At 74.6% G+C, this 20,567-nt stretch carries 17 protein-coding genes; 9 read left to right on the plus strand and 8 right to left on the minus strand.

Features of this window, described 5'->3' with window-relative positions; translation table 11 throughout:
• Positions 1 to 22 precede the first annotated feature (22 nt).
• Together ACZ3J7_RS17125 and ACZ3J7_RS17130 are read right to left on the minus strand one after the other, a co-directional pair.
• On the minus strand, positions 23 to 1,039 hold the full coding sequence (locus ACZ3J7_RS17125) for an enediyne biosynthesis protein (RefSeq protein ID WP_465621492.1): 1,017 nt from the start codon (positions 1,037 to 1,039) through the stop codon (positions 23 to 25).
• A complete protein-coding gene (locus ACZ3J7_RS17130; RefSeq protein WP_465621493.1) occupies positions 1,036 to 3,021 on the minus strand; it encodes an ASPIC/UnbV domain-containing protein in 1,986 nt (661 codons plus the stop codon). The genes ACZ3J7_RS17125 and ACZ3J7_RS17130 overlap by 4 nt, the downstream gene beginning before the upstream one ends.
• 280 nt (positions 3,022 to 3,301) lie before the next feature.
• Between ACZ3J7_RS17130 and ACZ3J7_RS17135 the strand changes: the two genes are divergently transcribed.
• The 5 genes from ACZ3J7_RS17135 to ACZ3J7_RS17155 all read left to right on the plus strand — a co-directional run bounded on the left by ACZ3J7_RS17135 (position 3,302) and on the right by ACZ3J7_RS17155 (position 8,984).
• Positions 3,302 to 4,849 (plus strand): GMC family oxidoreductase, encoded by a 1,548-nt coding sequence (locus ACZ3J7_RS17135; RefSeq protein ID WP_465621495.1) that lies wholly within the window; start codon positions 3,302 to 3,304, stop codon positions 4,847 to 4,849.
• Between the two features lie 288 nt (positions 4,850 to 5,137).
• The gene (locus ACZ3J7_RS17140) at positions 5,138 to 5,773 is read left to right on the plus strand and encodes a carboxymuconolactone decarboxylase family protein (RefSeq protein WP_465621497.1); all 636 of its coding nucleotides are present in this window, start codon (positions 5,138 to 5,140) and stop codon (positions 5,771 to 5,773) included.
• A complete protein-coding gene (locus ACZ3J7_RS17145) occupies positions 5,770 to 6,648 on the plus strand; it encodes an SDR family NAD(P)-dependent oxidoreductase (protein ID WP_465621499.1) in 879 nt (292 codons plus the stop codon). The genes ACZ3J7_RS17140 and ACZ3J7_RS17145 overlap by 4 nt, the downstream gene beginning before the upstream one ends.
• A gap of 222 nt (positions 6,649 to 6,870) precedes the next feature.
• Entirely contained in the window at positions 6,871 to 7,908 is a 1,038-nt protein-coding gene (locus tag ACZ3J7_RS17150; RefSeq protein WP_465621501.1) for a carboxymuconolactone decarboxylase, read from the plus strand.
• Between the two features lie 293 nt (positions 7,909 to 8,201).
• Entirely contained in the window at positions 8,202 to 8,984 is a 783-nt protein-coding gene (locus tag ACZ3J7_RS17155) for a helix-turn-helix domain-containing protein (RefSeq protein ID WP_465621503.1), read from the plus strand.
• Between the two features lie 174 nt (positions 8,985 to 9,158).
• Here ACZ3J7_RS17155 and ACZ3J7_RS17160 read toward each other — a convergent pair whose 3' ends face one another.
• The 4 genes from ACZ3J7_RS17160 to ACZ3J7_RS17175 all read right to left on the minus strand — a co-directional run bounded on the left by ACZ3J7_RS17160 (position 9,159) and on the right by ACZ3J7_RS17175 (position 13,195).
• On the minus strand, positions 9,159 to 9,866 hold the full coding sequence (locus tag ACZ3J7_RS17160; RefSeq protein ID WP_465621505.1) for a maleylpyruvate isomerase family mycothiol-dependent enzyme: 708 nt from the start codon (positions 9,864 to 9,866) through the stop codon (positions 9,159 to 9,161).
• A 44-nt stretch (positions 9,867 to 9,910) separates the two neighbouring features.
• Positions 9,911 to 10,969: an SDR family NAD(P)-dependent oxidoreductase gene (locus tag ACZ3J7_RS17165; RefSeq protein ID WP_465621507.1), complete on the minus strand. Its 1,059-nt coding sequence runs from the start codon at positions 10,967 to 10,969 to the stop codon at positions 9,911 to 9,913.
• Entirely contained in the window at positions 10,966 to 12,321 is a 1,356-nt protein-coding gene (locus ACZ3J7_RS17170; RefSeq protein ID WP_465621508.1) for an ABC1 kinase family protein, read from the minus strand. Before ACZ3J7_RS17170 ends, ACZ3J7_RS17165 begins: the two co-directional genes overlap by 4 nt.
• Before the next feature lie 76 nt (positions 12,322 to 12,397).
• Complete coding sequence (locus ACZ3J7_RS17175) at positions 12,398 to 13,195, minus strand: TIGR03084 family metal-binding protein (protein ID WP_465621510.1); 798 nt, start codon at positions 13,193 to 13,195, stop codon at positions 12,398 to 12,400.
• A gap of 495 nt (positions 13,196 to 13,690) precedes the next feature.
• On the opposite strand from ACZ3J7_RS17175, the gene ACZ3J7_RS17180 reads away from it, so the two are divergent.
• Positions 13,691 to 14,497 carry a helix-turn-helix domain-containing protein gene (locus ACZ3J7_RS17180; protein ID WP_465621512.1) on the plus strand — a complete coding sequence of 269 codons (807 nt, stop codon included), beginning with the start codon at positions 13,691 to 13,693 and terminating at the stop codon, positions 14,495 to 14,497.
• Positions 14,498 to 14,570: 73 nt separating this feature from the next.
• Here ACZ3J7_RS17180 and ACZ3J7_RS17185 read toward each other — a convergent pair whose 3' ends face one another.
• Positions 14,571 to 15,218 (minus strand): peroxiredoxin-like family protein, encoded by a 648-nt coding sequence (locus ACZ3J7_RS17185; protein WP_465621514.1) that lies wholly within the window; start codon positions 15,216 to 15,218, stop codon positions 14,571 to 14,573.
• A 212-nt stretch (positions 15,219 to 15,430) separates the two neighbouring features.
• Here ACZ3J7_RS17185 and ACZ3J7_RS17190 point away from each other — a divergent pair, with 212 nt between their 5' ends.
• Complete coding sequence (locus ACZ3J7_RS17190) at positions 15,431 to 16,024, plus strand: TetR/AcrR family transcriptional regulator (protein ID WP_465621515.1); 594 nt, start codon at positions 15,431 to 15,433, stop codon at positions 16,022 to 16,024.
• Positions 16,025 to 16,097: 73 nt separating this feature from the next.
• On the opposite strand, the gene ACZ3J7_RS17195 is transcribed toward ACZ3J7_RS17190, so the two are convergent.
• Entirely contained in the window at positions 16,098 to 17,144 is a 1,047-nt protein-coding gene (locus ACZ3J7_RS17195; protein ID WP_465621517.1) for an LLM class F420-dependent oxidoreductase, read from the minus strand.
• A 231-nt stretch (positions 17,145 to 17,375) separates the two neighbouring features.
• Here ACZ3J7_RS17195 and ACZ3J7_RS17200 point away from each other — a divergent pair, with 231 nt between their 5' ends.
• Entirely contained in the window at positions 17,376 to 18,353 is a 978-nt protein-coding gene (locus ACZ3J7_RS17200; RefSeq protein WP_465621519.1) for an aldo/keto reductase, read from the plus strand.
• Positions 18,354 to 18,383: 30 nt separating this feature from the next.
• The gene (locus tag ACZ3J7_RS17205) at positions 18,384 to 20,555 is read left to right on the plus strand and encodes a helix-hairpin-helix domain-containing protein (protein ID WP_465621521.1); all 2,172 of its coding nucleotides are present in this window, start codon (positions 18,384 to 18,386) and stop codon (positions 20,553 to 20,555) included.
• Positions 20,556 to 20,567: the final 12 nt, after the last annotated feature.

Here is a 20,567-nt window from a genome sequence, read left to right on the forward strand (position 1 = left end):
ACCGCTCGGAGCCGTCTGTCCGTCACGCCGCCACCGCCTCGTTGCCCATGGGCCGCTCGGGTGCGGCCGACTGGTCGGACGGGGTGCCGAGGGCGCCGTCCGCCTGCTTGCGCTTGTTCCGGAAGTGCGCCACCCACCAGCCGGCGCCGCGCAGGCCGCAGACCAGGGTGGTGGCGAAGAAGAGGGTGTAGACGACGTTGAAGAGCATCAGCACGCCGTAGACCATGGCCACCGAGGCGCCGAACATGAACTGGTTGCGGGGCTTGGTGGGGGTGGTGCCCGGGTCGGTGATCATGTAGTTGGTGTAGAGCACGAAGGCGACGCCGCTCATCGGGCCGAGCGCGGAGAAGACCGCCACGTCCCAGATCCAGTGCCGCAGCAGCGCCTGGATGACGAAGCCGCCGAGCCAGCCGACGATCAGCGGGACGCGCTTGGTCAGCATGGCGTTGATGACGGTGCCGGCGGTGGTGATGATCAGCGGGATGCCGATCCGGAAGAAGGTGTTGGCGTTCTCGGTGAACTCGTACGGCGGGGCGATGCTGACCCAGGAGCCGAACAGCACCAGCGCCATGGTGATGCCGAAGTTCGACGGGTTCATGAAGTGCCGCATCCGGCCGTACACGGGGGCCTGCAGGACGTGCTTGGCGGCGACGCCGATGAACACGGCGAGCAGGATCGGCAGCAGCCGGTCGTTCGCGTAGAGCAGCATGTTCGCGGCGAGGGCGGTGATGTGCGAGGGCAGCAGGAACTCGTACAGGCCGCGCAGGCCGTTGCCGCGGAAGCGCGGGGTGCGCTCCTGGGCCCAGGCGCTGATCATCTCCAGCACGATCTCGACGGTGTAGCCGAACGGGGCGCAGATCAGCGGCCAGAGCCAGGGCTGTTCGAAGCCCAGCAGGGTGTAGCCGAAGATGTTGAAGACGGACATCGAGATGGCGAAGTTGCGCAGGGCCAGGTAGCGGGGGTCGCGGTTGGGCTGCTTCTTCGCGGGGCGGGGCCGGACGGCGTGGGCGGTGACGCCGGCGATGTCGGTCGCGGTCATCGGGCCGCCACCTCCTGGATGTCGTCGGTCAGCATGAGGGTGTGGCTCCCTGCGGTCAGCTGCTCGGTCTTGGTGTGGAGGCCGCCGGAGTTGTCGCGCCAGGTGATCTCGGCGCTGACCGGGCCGCTCTGGGTGCCGAGGCCGAAGCGGACGTCGAAGCTGCGGAAGCCGCCGTGGCCGCCGCCGCCGTCGAGCTGGCCGATCTGCTTCCTGCCGTCGGCGGTGGTGATGGTGACGGCGGCCCCGTAGGCGGGGGTGCCGGTGGTGGCCAGGCCCTGGCCGGCGGTGGTGGCGGCGTCGGCGGGCCGGTACAGCCGCAGCGTCAGGTCGTGGCCGAGGGCCGGGGACTGGTTGGCGTAGAAGGCGGCCGGGCCCCACTGGCGGGCGATGGCGAAGTCCAGGGCGCCGCTGCCGGTGGTGTCGGCGGTGGCGATGCCGCGGGTCGGGATCGGCACGTCGAGGCCGAGCTGCTTGCTGATGTTGGCGAACTTGCCGTTGGCGGTGCGGGCGTAGAAGGCCATCACCTCGTCGCCGGCCAGGTCGTCGCCGGGGCCGACGTTCGGCCAGATCTTCGGGTTGGAGAGCAGGTCGTCGTTGGTCATGGCCATCTCCTGCAGCCACGGCCAGCGGTCGATGTCGCCCTTGACGAAGCCGTCGGCCTGCAGGATGTTCTGCTGGCCGTTGTTGAGGAAGTCGCCCATCTTGGCGTCCCAGCCCCAGCCGGTCCAGGCGACGCCGTGGTCGGCCGCCTCCTGGGTGAACGGGGCGACGTGGTCGGTGAGTTGCCGCTTCATGTCGGCCTGGTCCTTCGCCTGGTTGATCCAGAGGAAGTTGCTCTCCTCCAGGCCCCAGGCGACGGTGATGTTGCTGACCATCATGTCGAAGCTGCCGTTGGCGTCGACGTCGCCGAAGTCGACGCCCATGCCCTTGAACGAGCCCTTGCCGAGCACGAAGGACTTCGGGGTGGTCGGGGTGCGCTCGCCGGTGGCCTCCTCGAACCGGATCCGGCCCGGGGTGGAGACGTTGTGCAGCAGGTGGGCGTGGCCGAAGTCGTTGGCGATGTAGATCTCGGGCAGGCCGTCGCCGCTCAGGTCGGCGCCGGCCACGGCCAGCGTCCAGCCGGTGGAGGCGTCGAAGGCGATGGCGTCCTTCTCCTCGATGAAGCGGGCGTCCGGTTCGGCGCCGGCGGTCGAGGAGTGGAAGCGCAGCACGTGGTCGCCGCCGGCGTTCTTCGCGCTGGAGAGCGAGTCGTTCATCTGGACGTTGCGGATGCCGTCGGGGTCGAGCACGTCCGAGTCGGGGAAGTAGTTGCCGATGATGATCGACGGGTGGCCGCTGCCGTCCAGGTCGCCGACGTACGCGGCGTCGGTGTTCCAGCGCGGGCCGTGGTAGCGGCCGTCGAGGCTCTCCGAGGGGACGACCTCGCGCGGCACGTACGCCTCGGCGGCGGGCGCGGCGGCGTCGGACCTGGCCATGAACAGCACCGGGGTGCGGCCCCAGTAGGTGACCAGGAAGTCGTTGCGGCCGTCGCCGTTGAAGTCGCCGGGGGTGCAGCCGGTGGGCGCCATGGTGTCGTCCATCGGGAGCGGCTTGCCGTCCAGGACGAACGGGGTGAACCGGTCGGCCTCGCGGGCGGTCGGGGTCCAGGTGACCACGACGGAGTCGGTGCGGGTGTCGACGATGCACATGCCGTCGGCGAGGCCGTGGCCGGTGACGTCGTTGATGGCGATGCTGGCGCCGACCGAGGAGATCCAGGCGCGGATCTTCTCGTAGGCCGGGTTCACCTTGCGGATCGTGTTCATCTGCCGCGATTCGTAACCCGGCGGCATCGCGATCGGCAGTTCCTTGAACTTGTAGGCCGCCGCCGCATCGTCACCGCCCGCGACCGCCACCGAGGAACGGATCACGAAGAACATCGAGGCGGCCACCAGAACAGTGACCAACCCGGGTACGAGTCTGCGGAATCGTCGTCGGTACGACATCCCAATTCCCTCCCGTGGGCGACGATAAATCGGCTGTCCGGGGCCGTCGCGATCGATTTCGGCGACTATCCTCCGCCGGACCTGACACTCGAGGATGTCCCGGGCCGACAAAGCGTGCTTCTCTGACGTTGCCGGGGTTCCGGTGACGCACCGGGTGCGGCCGGTCGGGATTTCCGGGGTGCGCGGGGTGGGCAGTTTCGGAGAAGACCGGGCGCGGGCCGACTGCGAAACTCTGGATGAGATCGGCCTCTTCGAATCCCCGTCTGGCGAGGTTTAATCCATGGTGCACACGTATGACGTGATAGTCGTCGGGTCCGGCTCGGCCGGCGCTGCCCTCGCGGCCCGGCTGAGCGAGGATCCGGGCCGTTCCGTGCTGCTCGTCGAGGCCGGTCCGGACTTTCCCGACCCGGCCGACATCCCGAAGGACATCGTCGACGGCAACGCGATGTCGATGAGCTCGCACGACTGGCGCTTCCGCGCCGAGATCCTGGACGGCCGGCGCATCATCTTCCCCCGCGGGAAGCTCACCGGCGGCTCGTCCGCGGTGGGCGCGACGATCGCGCTGCGCGGCGTCCCGGAGAACTTCGAGCGCTGGGCGGCCGCGGGCAACCCGGCCTGGACGTACGAGCAGGTGCTGCCGTACTACCGGCGGCTGGAGGACGACCTGGACTTCTCCGACCGGTACCACGGCAGCGGCGGCCCGGTGCCGATCCGCCGCTTCCGGCCGGAGGAGATGACGCCGATGCAGAGCGCCTTCAACGAGGCGAGCCTGGCGGCCGGCTTCCCCGAGGTCGCCGACCACAACCACCCCGAGGCGACCGGCATCGGCCCGATCCCGTCCAACCGCCGCGACCCGCGCTACCGGGTCTCCACCGCGATGGCGTACCTGACCCCCGAGGTGCGGGAGCGCCCCAACCTGACGGTGCTCGGCGGGGTCCTGGTGCACGAGGTGCTGTTCGACGGCGACCGGGCGGTGGGCGTCCTGGCGTCGGCGGCCGGCCGGGTGCCGGAGGAGCTGCGGGCGCACAAGGTGGTGCTGTCCGCCGGTGCGGTCAACACCCCCGCGCTGCTGATGCGTTCGGGGATCGGCCCGGCCGCGGACCTGGCCCGGCTGGGCATCGCCGTCCGGCTCGACCGGCCCGGCGTCGGCGCCCACCTGCAGGACCACCCGCGGACCGGCGTCTTCCTGCGGCCCAAGGACGGCGCGGTCGCCACCGACGTGCCGTTCCTGCAGTCGATGGTGCGGACCACCTCCAAGGGCTCCGCGGACTTCAACGACATGCAGTACTACATGGTCAACCACTTCGACCTGACGCTCTTCCCGGAGCTGCAGATGCTGGCCCAGGCGCCGATGATCTTCGGCGTGATGGTGGTGGACCAGCAGCCGGAGTCGGTCGGCCGGCTGCGGCTGACCTCCACCGACCCGGCGGCCGGGCCCGAGATCCAGCTGGACTTCCTCTCCACCGACCGCGACCTGGAGAAGATGGTGGAGGGCGTGCGCACCTGCTGGGAGCTGGCCAACCACCCGGGCATCGCCTCGATGGGCGACGGCTTCATCGTGCTGAGCGACCGGCTGGTCGAGAAGGACGCGATGGTCGAGCAGTACGTCCGCACCAGCCTGGACAGCGGCTACCACCCGGTCGGCACGGCCCGGATGGGCACCGCCGAGGACGAGGGCGCGGTGGTCGACCAGCGGCTGCGGGTGCACGGCACGCGGGGCCTGTACGTGGCCGACGCCTCGGTCATGCCGCAGATCGTCAACTGCAACACCAACCTCACCTCGATCATGATCGGCGAGCGGCTGGCGGACTGGCTCCGCGCCGAGTGACCCACCCGCGCGACGACGACGGCCGCCCCGGTGCCCCGCGCACCGGGGCGGCCGTCGCCGTGCGGCGGCGGCGCGGCCGGCGCGGTGCGGCCGCACCCTGGGCCCGGCCGCGTCCGGCCAGGTCCGGCCCACCCAGGGCAACCTGGGAGACGGAGGTCGGACCCCATTCCTGCCACCATGGGAAAAACCGCGCGGCCGCCCGCCGAAAAGGAATTCCGCGCATTTCCCCGGTGAATTGCGGGGAATTCCGCGGGCCGCCCGCACCGCCGAATGGGAGGGTGATCACCGATGACCGATCCGAACGTGCTGAGCACGGTCCGCGTCCCGCTGGTCGAGGAGGACGCGGCCGAGGGCCGCACGAAGGAGCTGTACGACGCGATCAAGTCGCGGATGGGCATCCCCTTCGTCCCGGACATGTTCCGGCTGGTCTCCACCCGTCCCGACCTGCTGGAAGTGGTGATCGCCGGCTACGGCGGGGTCTTCAACGACGGGGTGCTGCCGCGCGCGACCCGCGAGATGATCTCCGCCTGGAGTTCCAAGGTCAACGGCTGCCCGTACTGCGTCGGCACCCACAACTGGTTCCTGGCCCAGTTCGGCGGCCCGCAGGAGCTGACCGACGCGATCGAGAGCGCCCCCTCGGTGGAGGAGCTGCCGATCGACGAGCGCACCAAGGTGCTGATGCGCCTGGTCACCAAGGTCGGCACCGGCGCCTTCCGGATCACCGACGAGGACTGGGCCGGCGCCGAGGCCGCGGGCTGGAGCAACGGGGAGGTGCTGGAGGCGGTCTTCACCGCGGCCCTGTTCGCCTTCATCAACCGCATGGTGGACGCCCTGGGCCTGGGCAACTCGGTGACCCGCAGCCGGATCGCCTCGCAGCCCGAGGAGGCCACCGTCTCCGCGGAGCGCCTGGCGGAGGGCAGGTGAGCGGCCCCTCGCGCGCGGTCCTGCTGACCGGCGCCTCGTCCAGCACCGGCATGTCCTCCGGCACCGGCCGGGCCGCCGCCCTGCGGCTGCACCGGGCCGGCCTGCCGGTCTACGCCACCGCCCGGCGCCCCGAGGCGCTGGCCGACCTGGCCGCCCAGGGCATCCGGGTGCTGCACCTGGACGTCAACGACGAGGAGTCGATGACCGCCGCGGTGGAGAAGATCAGCGCCGAGCACGGCGCGGTCGGCACCCTGATCAACAACGCGGCGTACAGCCTCAACGGCACCATCGGGGAGACCCCCGTCGACGAGGTGCGCCGGCAGTTCGAGACCAACCTGTTCGGGCTGTGCCGGCTGACCCAGCTGGTGCTGCCCGGGATGCGGGCGCAGGGCGGCGGCCGGGTGGTCATGATGTCGTCCATCTTCGGCCAGTTCGCCACCCCCGGCCGCGGCTACTACCAGGCCACCAAGCACGCCCTGGAGGCCGTCAGCGACTCGCTGCGGCTGGAGGTGGCCCGGGACGGCGTCAAGGTGGTGCTGATCGAGCCGTCGCCGGTGCTCGGCGGGTTCGTGCCGACCTCGGTCGCCGACCTCGGCATGACCGGGCAGGAGCGCAACGGCCTGTACGACGAGTTCTGGCAGTACTTCGTCGACTGGCACGGCGCCTACCGGGAGACCGAGCACCCCACCGGCCGCGGCCGGATGGCGGTGCGCGCGGAGACCGTGGCGAAGGTGATCGAGAAGGCCGTCACCAGCGACCGCCCGCGCATCCGCTACCGGATCGGGGTGCCGTCCCGGCTGCTGCCGCGGATGCGCTGGACCATCGGCGACGCGCTGTTCGAGCGCTTCGTCCGGGCCTTCTTCCCGGTCCCCTAGCCGGTCCCCGGGGAGGGACGGCGCGGCCCCGGCCCCCGCTCGGGCGGAACGGGCCGGGGCACTGCGCAACCGGGAAGAAGGACGGATCCGCTCCGGATGTCACGATCGGGTACGGCACCGGTGAGAAGACGTCGACGAGCCGAGGGAGGACTCGCAGATGCCTGCGGGGGACGAGAGACGGACGCACCGCCGCGGTACCGGACAGGGGCCGGGGGCGGGGGCGTGAGCGGCGGGCGACGGCTCGTCCAGGCCCCGCTCAGGGGCCTGTCGCTGCTCCAGGTCCGCCACCTGTCGACCGTGTCCTTCGGGGCGGCGACCGGTGACACCGCCCGGGTCTACCGGGAACTGGAACGGGACTTCGGGGTGCTCGCCCCGCCGGTGGCGCTGCACGCCCCGGTGCCCGAGCTGCTCGCCGCCTGCTGGGCCGTCCTGCGCGAGACCATGCTGGTCGAGGGGCACGCCCCCCGGGCGGCGAAGGAGGCGGTGGCGGCCGCCGTCTCGGCGGGCAACCGCTGCCCGTTCTGCACCACCGTGCACGGCACCATGCTCGACTCGCTGTCCGCCCGGCCGGTCCGGCGGCGCCGGGACGACCGGGACGGGGCGGCCGCCGACGAGCTGGCGGCGTGGGTCGCCGGCGGGGGGAAGCCGCCGTTCCCGCCCGAGCAGCTCCCCGAACTGGCCGGGACGGCGCTCTGCCTGCAGTACCTCAACCGGATGGTCAACGTCTTCCTGGGCCCGTACCCGCTGCCGCCGAACGCCCCCGAGCGGGCGCTCGGGCCGGTGATGCGGGTGCTGGTCGGCCTGATGCGGGGCTCCGCCCGGGGCGGCACCGCACCGGGCGCCTCGCTGTCGCTGCTGCCGCCCGCCCCGCTGCCGGCCGACCTGGACTGGGCCGCGCCCGACCAGCGGATCGGTTCCGCGCTGGCCCGCGCCGCGGCGGCCGTGGAGCGGACCGGCACCGACCTGGTGCCCGGTGCGGTCCGGGCCGTGGTGGCGGCCGAACTCGACCGCTGGGACGGCACCGACCCCGGCCTCGGCCGGACCTGGCTGGACGCCCCCCTGCGGGACCTGCCGCCGGACGAGCGCCCGGCGGGCGAACTCGCGCTGCTCACCGCGCTGGCCTCCTACCGGGTCGACGAACGGGTCGTCACCGCCGCCCGGCAGGCCGGCGCGGGCGACCCGGAGCTCCTCGCGACCTGCGCCTGGGCGAGCCTGCGGGCGGCCCAGCGGCGCGTCCGGCACCTCCTCTCCGACGACTGACCCCCCGGAATTCCCCCGCCCCGGGCGGGAAGCCCCGTCGCGGCTCCCGCCCGGAAATCCGGCGCTTTCCCCACTCCGACGCTTTCGCCGCTCCGGCCTTTTCCCCGCACCGGCGCTTTCCCGCTCCGGCGCATTCCTCCACGCGTCCCCGGGCGCGGTTCCACCGATGTCCACGCACCCCGCTTCGCCTCCGGATTGACGTCCCCCTTTCCCGACCGGAGGAGAACTGCCGGAATTCCCGGAATTCTCCGGCCATTCCGCCGACGACTCATCGACGAACTTGGAGAGAAGCTGTGCAGACCGCTGTCGAACGCGCGATATCCACCATGTGGGAGAGATACGAGGAACCGCTCTCGCTCGACGAGATAGCGAATACGGCGATCCTCAGCAAGTTCTACTTCTCCCGGGTTTTCCGCAACCTCACCGGCACCTCGCCGGGCCGTTTCCTCTCCGCCGTCCGCCTGCACCAGGCGAAGACCATGCTGCTGGAGACCGACCTCAGCGTCACCGAGATCTCCTACCGCGTCGGGTACAACAGCCTGGGCACCTTCACCAGCCGCTTCACCCGCAGCGTCAGCCTCTCCCCCGCCCGCTACCGGAACCTGGCCCGGGCCGGACTGACCGAGCGCAGCGGCCCGGCCCACCCGAACGACGGCCGCCGCACCTGCACGGTGCAGGGCAGCATCCGCCTGCCGGAGACCGGCTGTCCGGTGCGGATCTACGTCGGCGCGTTCCGCGAGCCCATCGTCCAGGGCCGGCCGGTCGCCTGCGAGCTCCTGGACGGGTCCGGCCCGTTCACGCTGCGCGTCCCCGAGGGCGTCTGGTTCATCCGGGCGGCCGTGGTCGCCGCGAGCGACTTCCCGGCGCCGCCCTGGGAGCGGCGTCCGCTGCTGGTCGCCTCGGGCCCGGAGCTGTGCGTGCGCCACGGGCTCGACAACCTCCCCGTCCGGCTGGCCGCCCGGCCGCTCACCCCGCTGGACCTGCCGATCCTGCTGGCGCTGCCGGAACTCGACTCCCAGCGGCTGCCGGTGCCGGCCGCGGCCGCGACCCGGGTGCCCTCACTGACCGGGGCATGAGGGCCCGCCGCACGGCGGAGGGGCGGGTCCACTGTCGGGTGGTCCCGCCCCTCCGTCGTACTCGCCCTGCCGGTCCTGCCCGTCCCGCCCGTCCCGCCCGGCGGGTGCGCCGGGCGGCGGGTCCACCGGGCCCGGCGCACCCGCCGTCCGACCGCGGCCGCCGTCCGGCCGCGGTCAGCGCCCGGCGAGCGGCTCCACCTCGGTCCCGGGCGGCGTGAACGGGCCCCAGGCGAACGCCTGCGCCCACTTCCCGGCCGGTTCCCCGGTCCACTCCAGGGCCTCGATCTGCGCCGGGGTGCGGCGGCCGGTCAGCGACCGGAACACGTCCACCGCCGACCCGCGCACCGTCCCGGCGGGGGTGCCCTCGCCCACCTGCCAGGAGCGGCCGGGGACCTCGATCCGCAGCGCCGGCAGTCCGCCGCCGTGCAGCGCCAGGCCGAAGCCCATGGTGGAGAGGTCCAGCGCGCCGTCGAAGGCGGGGTGGGCGGCCGGCTCGGCGGGCAGGTCCAGCCCCAGGGCCAGCCGCAGGTCGATCTCGTGCGAGAACACGTCGAGCAGCAGGATGCGCCGGCGCAGCTCCGGGCTGCGGTCCAGGGCCGCCCGCAGCGGGCCGTCCAGCGCCTCCCAGCGGTCGAGCAGGTCGGCCAGCGGCACGCCGGCCGGCGGGTCCAGGTCGATCTGGCTCTCCTCCAGGGCGACGAAGGACTCGCATATGTGCACCAGGTGGCCGACCAGGTCCCGGGCGCTCCACCGCGGGCAGGCGGGCACCCGGTGGGCCGCCGGGTCGGGCAGCGCGGCGAGCAGGCCGGTCACCGCCTCCCGGCCGTGGCGGTAGGCGGCGTACTGCTCCGCCGGGTCGTGCCGGGTCGGTTCCGCTGTCACGTTCGTCTCCTCCGGTCCCGGGGCACCGTGCGGTGCCGCCGCCGTCATGGGGTGGTCCGTCCGGCCGCGGTCCCCGCCTGGCGCCGGGTCAGCAGGCCCTGCCGGTGGAGCCAGTGGACGGTGTCGGCCATCGTCCGTTCGACCGGCCGGGGCGCGGGGCCGCCGGCGGTGGCGGCGGGGGCGACGGGCACGGCGTGGACGCAGGTGTAGGCCGCCCCGTACTCGGCCGGGATGTGCCAGGGCCACCAGCGCTGCAGGAGGTCGGCGAGCCGGGCCGCCGGGAGCATCGCCCGGCCGGGCAGCCGGGCGGCGGGCAGGGCGCGGCCGGTGGCGGTGCGCAGGGCCGTCAGGTAGTCGGCGGTGGTGAGGTAGTGGTTGGGGGTGAAGACCCGGTCCGGGGCGGCGGCGGCCGGTCCGGTGGCGAGGCCGGCCAGGACGGCGGCGGTGTCCCGCACGTCGCCGAGCGGGAAGCCGCCGGTGGGCCAGAGCGGCATGAGTCCGCGAAGCGCGTCGCGCAGCCGGCCGGTCTGGTCGCCGATCCGGGGGTCGTGCGGGCCGAGCAGCGCGGGCGGGTAGACGATGCGGACCGGGGCGCCCTCGCGCCGGAGCAGCCGGGCGGTGTGCTCGCAGGCGGCCTTGCTGGCCAGGTAGGGCTCGGTCGGGCGCCCCACGGCGCTGTCGGCGTGCAGGGCGGGGTCGGCGCTGGGCAGCAGCGCGCCGACGGTGGAGACGTGCACCACCGTGCCGGCGCCGGAGCGCACCGCGGCGCGCAGGACGGTCTCGGTGCCCAGCACGTTGGTGCGGGCGATGTCGTCGCGGCGCCGGCGGTCGAAGGAGTACACCGAGCCGAGGTGGAGGACCGCGTCGGCGCCCCGGCACAGCCGTTCCGCCGAGGCCGGGTCGGTGACGTCGCCGACGACGGTCCGCACGGCGTCCGGGGCGATCCCGAGCGGTTCGAGCGCGCGCGCCGTCCGGTCCGGGTCGCGGACCAGCAGCCGCACCCGGGCGCCGGCGGCCGTCAGGGCGGCGACGGTGTGCGCGCCGAGGAAGCCGGTGCCCCCGGTCACGGCGACCAGCGCCGAGGGCCGTCCGGGGGCGTTCACGCCCGCTCCCGCAGGGCGGCGGCTTTGGCGTCGGCGGCGGCCTCGGTCCCGGCGGCCGCGGCTTCGGCGGCGGCCTTGGCTTCGGCGTCCACCCGGACGTCCTCGGCGAAGGAGGCCATCAGCACGGGGACGGCCTCGGCCTGGAAGTCGACCTCGGAGTCGAACTCCTTGATCATTCCCTCCAGGACCAGCAGCGACAGCAGCGGGAAGGCGAACTCGGCGGCGGCGAACACCCCGTGGTCGCGCTGGAGCTTGAACAGGCGGGGGGCGAACGCGCCGAGCTCGAAGTCCTTGGAGAGGGCGCCGAAGGCCTCGTCCACCAGTTCCGTCACGGCGGTGCGGAAGGCTTCGCGGTCGAGGTCGGCGGGCAGCCGGGCGGCGCTGTCCAGGACGATGTCGGCGCACTTCGGGCCGTTGCCCTGCGCCATGTTGAGGAAGAACCCGGCGAAGGAGCGCCGGACGGCGTCGGGCAGCCGGACCACGAAGCCGGCGTCCAGGACGACCACCCGGCCGTCCTCGTCCAGGCAGAGGTTGCCGGGGTGCAGGTCGCAGTGGACCAGGCCGTCGACGAAGAGCATCCGGTAGACGGCCCGGAGCACGTCGCGGACGACCTCGCCGCGGCGTTCGGGGGTCATGCCCAGCGGCCGGAAGCGCCGGATGCCGGGGACGAACTCCATGGTGAGCACCCCGGGCCGGCAGAGGTCCTCGACCGGTGCCGGGATCCGCAGGTCGGTGTGGTCGGCGAGGTTGGCGCGCAGCAGGAGCAGCGAGTCGCGTTCGGCGGCGAAGTCGAGCTGGTGCAGGACGGCGGTGCCGAGCTGGCCGATCATCTCCTCGGCGGGCAGGTCCCGCATGCTCGGCAGCAGCCGTCCGGCGCGGGCGCCGAGCAGGGCCAGCCGCAGGTCGGCCTCCAGCACCGGGCGCAGGCCGTGCCGCTGGACCTTGACGGCGACGAGGGTGCCGTCGGCGAGCCGGGCGCGGTGGACGCTGGCGATGCTGCCGCAGGCCACCGGTTCCCACTCGAACTCGGCGTAGGCGTCGGCGAGTCCGGCCGCCGCGAGGGACCGGGCGACCTCGGCGCGGCGCGGCGGGCGGACCTCGTCGGCCAGTTCGGCGAGCGCGTCGCACCAGCGCTCGGGGAGCAGGTCGCGCCGGGTGCTGACCAGCTGCCCGGCCTTGACGAAGAACGGCCCGAGCGCGGTCAGCAGCCTCGGCGCCCGGTCGGCCAGCCGGGCCCGGCCGGAGCGGGTCAGCAGCCGGGGCAGGGCGGCGATCAGGTGTCCGGCGAGGATCGACGCGGTGCTGCAGGCCCGTCCGGCCAGCAGCCATCCGCTCACCCGTCGTTGCGGCACGGTGCCTCCAGGTTCCTCGTGGGGGGCGGGCCGAACCGGCCCGACTGCGAGGAAACCAGGCCGTCGAACGGCCGATCTATACGCGATATTGCCCAATGCGGCCGGGGCCGCCGCCGGGCGGGCCGAGGTAGGTCTGGGCGATGCCGAGCCAGTGGTCGGCCGCCGCGCCGTCGGCGGTCAGCGCGAGGTCGTCGCGGTGCCTGCGCCGGGTGACGAGCAGGCAGAAGTCGGCGGCCGGGCCGCTGATCCGCTGCTCGGCGTCCTCGGGGCCGAAGGCCCAGTGGACGCCGGAGGGGCCGGTCAGCTCGTACCGGAACGGCTCGGCGGGGGGTTCCAGCCCGCAGGCCCGGTAGGCGAGGTCCCGGGTCCTGGTGCCGAGGAAGGCGACGTGGCCGATCCGGTCGGTGAAGGCGTACGGGACGCCCAGGGCCTCGTGGACGTCGTGGCCGTGCGCGAACACCTCCATCAGCGCGACCGCGGCGAGCACGCTCGCCGGGAGCGGGCCGGCCAGCCAGGGCACCGGTTCGCCCCGGGGCAGGTCGGCGAGGCCCTTCTCGGCGGCGGTGCGCCACTCGGCCCAGTGGCGCAGGAGGGCGGGGACGGGCTCGGCGAGGTGGTCGGCGAGCCCGGCCGCCATGCCGGTCTCGAAGTCGGCCCGGACGGGCGCCGTACGGGTCTCGAAGGCGGCCGGGTCGTGCACCGCGAGGTCGAGCAGGCGGCTGACCTGCGCCAGGTGCGCCACCTGGTGCCGGACCGTCCAGCCCGCGGCCGGAGTCGGCGCGGACCACTGCTCCGGCGGGAGCCCCGCCACCAGCCGGGCGAGCCCGGCCCCCTCCTCGGCCAGGTCGGCACGGACGTCCTGCATCGCGGTCATGTGGGCATTCCCTTCCCCGGTGAAGCGCGTTCAATCCGATCCGGCGCCAATTTTCCGGACGCGTCCGGCGGGGCGCTTCTCCGCGTTTGCCTCCCGTATCCGGCACTGGACATTCAGGGACGTATGGGTTGCCCCCGGCCCGGGCCGACTTCAGGTACTTGACCCACACCGCAATCCAGAAGGTGCGAGAGTTACCCGCTGGCAAAACGATGTGTCTGCGCCAAAACCCGGCCGGGGCCACCCCGGCCGGCCGCGACGAGCACCGGGGAGCACCGCGCCGGATGAGGGAGCCACCAGACCGCTGAAGCCACCGCCGCAGCCGCCCCGTCCGCCGCCGGGTCGCACCGCCCGCACCGGGCCGGGGGGCTGCTCACAGCCACGTGAAGGGGCCGGGCAGGACCACCGATCCGAGGCAAGGCGCGCGAGACCACCACGATTCCAGGCGGGGAGAGCCTAATGTCGATTGCGGCGGCAATAGAGCGCAGTATAGACGTCATGTGGCAGGAGCACGGGAATGCGATTTCCCTGGAGCAGCTGGCGGAAATAGCCTCCTACAGCAAGTTCCACTACACCCGGATATTCAATCAGCTGACCGGGACGTCGCCCGGGAGATTCCTCACCGCCATCAGAATATTCATGGCGAAGAGACATCTGCTGGAAACGTCCGACAGCGTCACCGACATCACCTACCGGGTGGGCTACAACAGCCTGGGCACCTTCACCAGTCGCTTCACCCGCAGCGTCGGCATCTCGCCGACCCGCTACCGCGCGTTGGCGCAGGTCGGCGACCTGCCGGCGCTCACCCGGCCGACCGGCCCGTCCTCCCTCCGGGGCGGTCACGGCCTGTCCTCCGTCACCGGGCAGCTCTACTTCCCGTCCGACGTCGGCCCGGTCCGGGTGTACGTGGGCGCGTTCAACACCCCGATCGTGGAGGGGTACCCGCAGGCCTGCGACGTGCTGGACGAGGCGCGGCCGTTCCACCTGCAGGTCCCCGACGGCCTGTGGTTCATCCGGGCCGCCGCCGTGGCGCTGGACGGCTCCCCCCGGCACCGGATCCGCCCGCCCCGGCTGGTCGGCTCGGGCTGGGCGGTCCGGGCCCGCGGCGGCCGGGCCTACAGCACCGACGTCCAGCTCCGCGAGGTGACCCAGCTGGACCTGCCGATCCTGCTGGCCCTTCCGGAGCTCGACGGCACCGGGCGCCCGGCGCGGGCCGAGGCCCGGCCGGAGCTCCTGCCGGCGCCGGTCGAATGCCCCCCCGCCGCGCGGTGGCCATTCGCCGGTGCCGTTTCCGACACGGCATGAACACACCCGGAATGCCCGGCCCCGGATTTCGTCGGCCGGGAATGGCGGCGGCGTGCGGACGGCCCGCCGTCGCTCAGTCCAGTCGCTGGAGCGCCGCTAGGATCTCGCTCGGCTCGGCGCGGGCGGTGTAATCCGCGTCGACGAAGGCCCAACGGATCGTTCCCGTACGGTCGATGACATAGGTCGCCGGGATGGGCAGGGTGCGCGGGTGGCCGCCGTTGGAGCGGGCCAGGTCGATGCCCGAGCGGGCGTAGACGGCCGCGAGGTCGTCCGGCAGGTCGAAGGCGAGGCCGTACTGCTTCGCGGTGTCGCAACCGAGGTCGCTCAGCACCTCGAAGGCCAGCCCGTTCTTCTCGGCGTGCGACAGCGACTCGTCCGGGAGCTGGGGCGAGACGGCGACGAGGCGGGCGCCGCGGGCCGTGATGGCGTCGTGGTGCTGCTGCAGGGAGCGCAGCGCGATGTTGCAGTAGGGGCACCAGGACCCCCGGTAGAAGGTGAGCACGACCGGGCCGTCGGCGAGCAGCCCGGCCAGGTCGACGCTCCGGCCGTCGGCCGAGGGCAGGGTGAAGTGCGGCGCCCGGGCGCCGACGCCCGGGGCCCGGTCCGCCTGGCCGGAGTCGGCCAGCTCCTGGGTCGCCCGCCGCATCACGTCGCGGACTTCGGCGGGGATCTGCTGCTGGCGCTGTGCGAAGAAGGCGCGCAGTTCGGCGTTGACGCTCACGGGTCTCCACGGGTGTCGGCCGGCCCGGGGGCCGGCTGCGGCGGACGGGGTGGTGCCTGCGGCGGTCCCCGGCGGGCGGCCGCCCCGGCCCTGCGGCCGCGGCGCCCCCCGATCCTGGAACACTCGTTCCAAGATAGCGTCGGCGGCGCTCCTCCGGTCAAGGGCCGGGGCGGATATCTTGGAACCATCGGTTCAGGAAGGGGCGGTGGAACGTGGCGGACGTCAAGCACTTCGATCCGGACGCGGCACTGGACACGGCGATGCGGCTGTTCTGGCGGCGGGGCGTCGCCTCCACCGGGGTCCAGGACGTCCTCGACGCCACCGGCCTCAGCCGCTCCAGCCTGTACGCCACCTTCGGCGGCAAGCAGGAGCTGTACCGCGCGGCCCTGGAGCGCTACGTCCAGGGCCGCTCCCGGCCGCTGCTCGACCAGCTGGAGGAGGACGGCCGCGGCCTGCCCGCCGTCCACGCGTTCTTCGACCGGCTGGTCGAGGCGCGCTGCACCGGCGAGTTCGCCCGGTGGGGCTGCATGGTCTCCAACGCCCACGCGGGCGGCGGGGACGGCGACCCCGGGGTGCGGGCCGTCCTCGACCGGCAGCACCGGCAGCTGCGCGCCGCCCTGCTCGCCGCCCTCGGCGCGGCGCGGCGGCGGGGCGCCCTCGCCCCGGGCGCGGACCCGGAGACCGCGGCCGACGTGCTGGCCCTGCTGGCGCACGGGGTGAACCTGCGCTCGCGCGCCGGGGCGGACGCCGGGGAGCTGCGGGCCACCGCCGCCGCCGCGATCGACGCGCTGGCCCCCGCGGCCTGACGCCCGGCGCCTGACGCCCGGCGCGACGGACGGGCGGGTGCGGGGGCCGCCGGGGGCGGGGCAGCGGGGAGGGTCAGGCCAGTCCGGCGCGCTCCAGCGCGTCGACGCCGGTGCGCAGCGCGGCGATCCGCTCGTCCAGGGTCCAGCCGGCCGGGGCGAGGGTCAGCGTGCTGACGCCGGCGGCGGCGTAGGCCTGCATCCGGTCGGCGATCCGGGCGGTGTCGCCGAGCAGGGAGGTGGCGTCGATGAACTCGTGCGGGACGGCGGCCGCGGCGGCGGCCTTGTCGTGGGCCAGGTAGTGGGTCTGGACCTCGTCGGCGGCCTGCTCGAAGCCCATCCGGCGGGCCAGCCGGCTGTAGAAGTTCTTCTCCTTGCTGCCCATGCCGCCGAGGTAGAGGGCGGTGTAGTCGCGCAGCGTGTCGGCGGCGGCCCGGACGTCCTCGCCGACGGCGATGTTGACGGTGGGGCAGAGGTCGAAGCCGTCGAGGGTGAGCCCGGCCTTGGCGCGGCCGGCCGCGAGGGCGTCGGTGGAGAGGGCGGCGTGCTCGGGGGCGAAGAAGAGGCCGAGCCAGCCGTCGGCGATCTCGCCGGTGAGTTCGAGGTTCTTCGGGCCCATCGAGGCGATGTACAGCGGGATGCGCTCGCGGACCGGGTGGACGGTGAGCTTGAGCGGCTTGCCGGGGCCGCCGGGCAGCGGGAGCGTCCAGTTGGCGCCCTCGTGGACCAGGCGCTCGCGGGACATCGCCTTGCGGATGATCTCCACGTACTCGCGGGTGCGGGCCAGCGGCCTGTCGAAGCGGACGCCGTACCAGCCCTCGGAGACCTGCGGGCCGGAGACGCCGAGGCCGAGCCGGAAGCGGCCGCCGGAGAGGGTGTCCAGGGTGGCGGCGGTCATCGCGGTCATCGCGGGGGTGCGGGCCGGGATCTGGAAGATGGCGGAGCCGACGTCGATCCGCTCGGTCTTCGCGGCGACGTAGGAGAGGACGGTCGCGGCGTCCGAGCCGTAGGCCTCGGCGGCCCAGCAGACCGCGTAGCCCAGGCGGTCCGCCTCCTGGGCGACCGCGATGTTGTCGGCGTCCAGGCCGAGTCCCCAGTAGCCGAGGTTGATCCCGAGTCGCATGTGCCCAAGCCTTCCAGTCGGGTGCTGCCGGTGAGCGTAGCCGCCCCGCCGGAGGTCGTGCTACCGATCGGTAGGGGTGGTGCGGGTCACACCGCGGCGCGCGCGGCGGCGCGGCGCGCGGGTGGTCCCGGGCCCCGGCGGGTTTCGCCGCTACCCTCACAGCACGTGGGGGGAGACCACCCCTCCACCTGCGCCATCACGGTTGGCACAGCGGGCGTGACGGAGGGCGCGATGGAACAGCGACTGCTCGGCCGGACCGGCCTGCGGGTCTCCCGCCTCGGACTGGGCACCCTCACCTGGGGACGCGAGACCGACGAGCACGAGGCCGCCGAACAGCTGAAGGCGTTCGTGGACGCGGGCGGCTCCCTGGTCGACACCGCCGACGTGTACGCGGACGGCGGCGCCGAGTACCTGCTGTCCCGGCTGACGGACGGCCTGGTCCCGCGCTCCGAGCTGGTGATCGCCACCAAGGCGGGCGCGCTGCCCGGCTCGCGCCGCCCGAACACCTCCCGCGGCCACCTGCTGGACGCGCTGGACGGCTCGCTGCGCCGGCTGAACACCGACCACGTCGACCTGTGGCAGGTGCACGCGCACGACCCGGCCACCCCCGCCGAGGAGACCCTGCACGCGCTCGACCTGGCGGTCTCCTCCGGCCGGGCCCGGTACGTCGGCGTCTGCCAGTACAGCGGCTGGCAGCTGGCGAAGGCCGCCGCCCGGCAGCACGCGCTGCCCGGCGCCACCCCGCTGGCCGCCGTGCAGCTGGAGTACTCGCTGCTCCAGCGCGGCATCGAGCGCGAGGCGCTGCCCGCCGCGCTGGACGCCGGGGTCGGCCTGCTGGCCCGCTCGCCGCTCGGCCGGGGCGTGCTGACCGGCAAGTACCGGCACGGCGTGCCGCCCGAGTCGCGCGGCTCCTCCCCGCACCCCGCCGGGCCGGTGCAGCCCTACCTGGGCGAGGCCTCCCGGCGGATCGTGGACGCGCTCGCCACCGCCGCCGACGGCCTGGCCTCCACCCCGTTGAAGGTCGCGCTCGCCTGGGTCCGCGACCGCCCCGGCGTGTCGGCCACCCTGCTGGGCGCCCGCACCTCCGCCCAGCTGCAGGCATCACTGTCGGTCGAGGCCCTTACGCTTCCGGGTGAGATCCGCGCTGCGCTGGACGACGTGTCGGCCCCGGTGCACCGCTACCCGGACCAGGGCTGGACGGAGCTGTGACCGCCCGCCCGTCGAAGGAGCCTTCCCGCGATGACCACCCCCGAGGAGAGCCCGGCCGAGAGCCAGGTCGAGAGCCGCGCCGAGCGCCCGGCGGAGCCGACGGGCGCCCCGGACACCCCGGTCGCCCCGGACGGCGGAGCCGGACGGCCCGCTGACCCGCCGCTCACCGGCGAGCAGCGGGCCGCCGCGGTGGCCGCGCTCGCCAAGGCGATCGGCGCGATCGACGCGAACGACATCGTCGCCCCGCCCCGCCCCCCGCGCGAGGTCGACCTGGCGACCCCCGACGCCCCGTCCGAGGAGCCGGAGCCCGGGGCGGAGGCGGCGGAGGCGGCCGGGGCCGTCGAGACCGTCGAAACGGCCGAGGCCGACGGACCGTCCGAGCCGGCCGGGCCCACCGAGCCGGCCGAGCCGGCCGAGCGCCCGGCCCGCCGTCCGGTCGCCGCCGCCGCGCGGTCCGAGGTGCCGCTCGACGACGCGCAGCGGCGGGCCGCGCTGGCCGCCGTCGGCGAGGTGCTGGCGGCGGGCGGCGCGCCCGCCGAGCTGGCGGCCGAGGCGCTGGGCGCGTTCGGCGAGGGCGCGGCCGAGCAGCTGCGGGAGGACCCGTGGGCGGTGCTGTCGCTCCCCGGGGTGCGCCCCGAGCACGCGGACGGCTTCGCGAAGGGCCTGCTCGGCCCCGCCGCCCGGCCGGACGACCCGCGCCGCGCCCAGGCGCTGGTCGCCTGGCTGCTGGAGCAGGCCGCGCTGCACGGGCACTCCGCGCAGGAGCTCGGCGAGGTCGCCACCGCGCTGCGCGACCGGCACGTGCCGGACCCGGAGGGCGCGCTGCAGGCGGTGCTGGAGGACGGGCGGGTGATGCCGTTCCAGGAGGAGCTGCCGCTGCCGCCCGGCAGCCACGACGAGGACGAGGAGCCGCCGGTCCGCACCATGCTGGCGCTGGAGCGGCTGGCGCTGGCGGAGGAGAGCCTGGGCGAGGGCCTGGTCCGGCTGCTGTCGACCTTCTCGCCCGACCCGGAGGAGGGCGCGCCGGGCCCGGACGCCTGGGCGGAGGCCGCGGCGGCCGTGCCGCGCGCCGCGCAGGAGCTGGTCCGGGCGGCGGCCGGGTCCGGCCTGGTGCTGCACACCGGCGGTGAGGCGGCCCGGGCCGAGCCGGCCGCGCTGCTGCACGCCGCCGCCGGCCTCGGCCTGCGGGCCTGGGCGGCGACCTGGACCGGCCAGGGGCGGGACGCGCTGGCCGCGCTGCTGCCGGCCGGCTCCCCCGCCGCCGGGCGGATCGGCACGCTGGGCGACCTGCTGTACGGCGCCGACGTGCCGCGCGCGGTGGACGGCACCCTCGAACTGGACGTGCTGGTGGTGCTGGACGCCCCGCTGCTGGACGTGGAGACCGCCGCGACACTGCTGGAGGCGGTGCCGGACGGCGCCCGGCTGGTGCTGTCCGGCGACCCGGAGGGCCTGTGGTCGGCCGGCCCCGGCCGGTTCTTCGCCGACCTGCGGGCCGCGAAGGCCTGCCCGGCGGTGGCCTCCCGGACGCCCGACCCGGGCCCGATCGGCGAGCTGGTCTCCGGCGTCGGCGTCGGCGAGCTGCTGCCGGTGGACGCCCCGGACAAGGAGGTGGTGATCCTCACCGCGCAGGACGGCGGGGAGGCCGTGCACCGGGCCGTCCAGCTGCTGACCGACTCGATCCCGCGCGCGCTGTCCGTCCCGCCCGAGCGGACCGTGCTGCTGACCGCGGGCCACGGCGGCCCGGCCGGCACCCGGGCGCTGAACGCCGCCGCCAAGGCCCGGCTGAACCCCGGCCCCGGCCGGTTCGGCGGCTTCGACCCGGGCGACCGGGTGGTGCACTCCCCCGCGCTGGGCGTCAACCTGCCCGGCCGGGTGCTGGACGGCGACGCGGACGGCCTGCACGTGGAGCTCGCCGACGGCGGGCGGCTCACGCTCTCCCCCGCCCAGGCCCGGAAGCTGCGGCACGGCTGGGCGGTGACGGCCCACCAGGCGGTCGGGCGGCGCTGGCCCGCGGTGGTCGTGGTGCTGCCCCCGGAGGCGGCGGGGCAGCTCACCAGGCAGTGGGTGTACGCGGCGTTCGGCCGCGCCGAGCGGCACCTGTCCGTGGTCCACGCGGTCGGCCCGGCGCTCGCCCAGGCGGTCGCGGAGCGGCCCGCGGCGGCCCGGACCACCCGGCTGCGGTCGGTCCTCACCGAGCAGTAGCGGCAACGCGCC

Source organism: Kitasatospora sp. NPDC015121 (assembly GCF_055562955.1).

Excerpts from the sequence above, each read along its gene's own strand:
- ACZ3J7_RS17175 (WP_465621510.1), bottom strand. The coding sequence starts at position 13,195 with ATGACCGCGATGCAGGACGTCCGTGCCGACCTGGCCGAGGAGGGGGCC.
- ACZ3J7_RS17125 (WP_465621492.1), bottom strand. The coding sequence starts at position 1,039 with ATGACCGCGACCGACATCGCCGGCGTCACCGCCCACGCCGTCCGGCCC.
- ACZ3J7_RS17195 (WP_465621517.1), bottom strand. The coding sequence starts at position 17,144 with ATGCGACTCGGGATCAACCTCGGCTACTGGGGACTCGGCCTGGACGCC.
- ACZ3J7_RS17180 (WP_465621512.1), top strand. The coding sequence starts at position 13,691 with ATGTGGCAGGAGCACGGGAATGCGATTTCCCTGGAGCAGCTGGCGGAA.
- ACZ3J7_RS17130 (WP_465621493.1), bottom strand. The coding sequence starts at position 3,021 with ATGTCGTACCGACGACGATTCCGCAGACTCGTACCCGGGTTGGTCACT.
- ACZ3J7_RS17200 (WP_465621519.1), top strand. The coding sequence starts at position 17,376 with ATGGAACAGCGACTGCTCGGCCGGACCGGCCTGCGGGTCTCCCGCCTC.
- ACZ3J7_RS17205 (WP_465621521.1), top strand. The coding sequence starts at position 18,384 with ATGACCACCCCCGAGGAGAGCCCGGCCGAGAGCCAGGTCGAGAGCCGC.
- ACZ3J7_RS17135 (WP_465621495.1), top strand. The coding sequence starts at position 3,302 with ATGGTGCACACGTATGACGTGATAGTCGTCGGGTCCGGCTCGGCCGGC.
- ACZ3J7_RS17140 (WP_465621497.1), top strand. The coding sequence starts at position 5,138 with ATGACCGATCCGAACGTGCTGAGCACGGTCCGCGTCCCGCTGGTCGAG.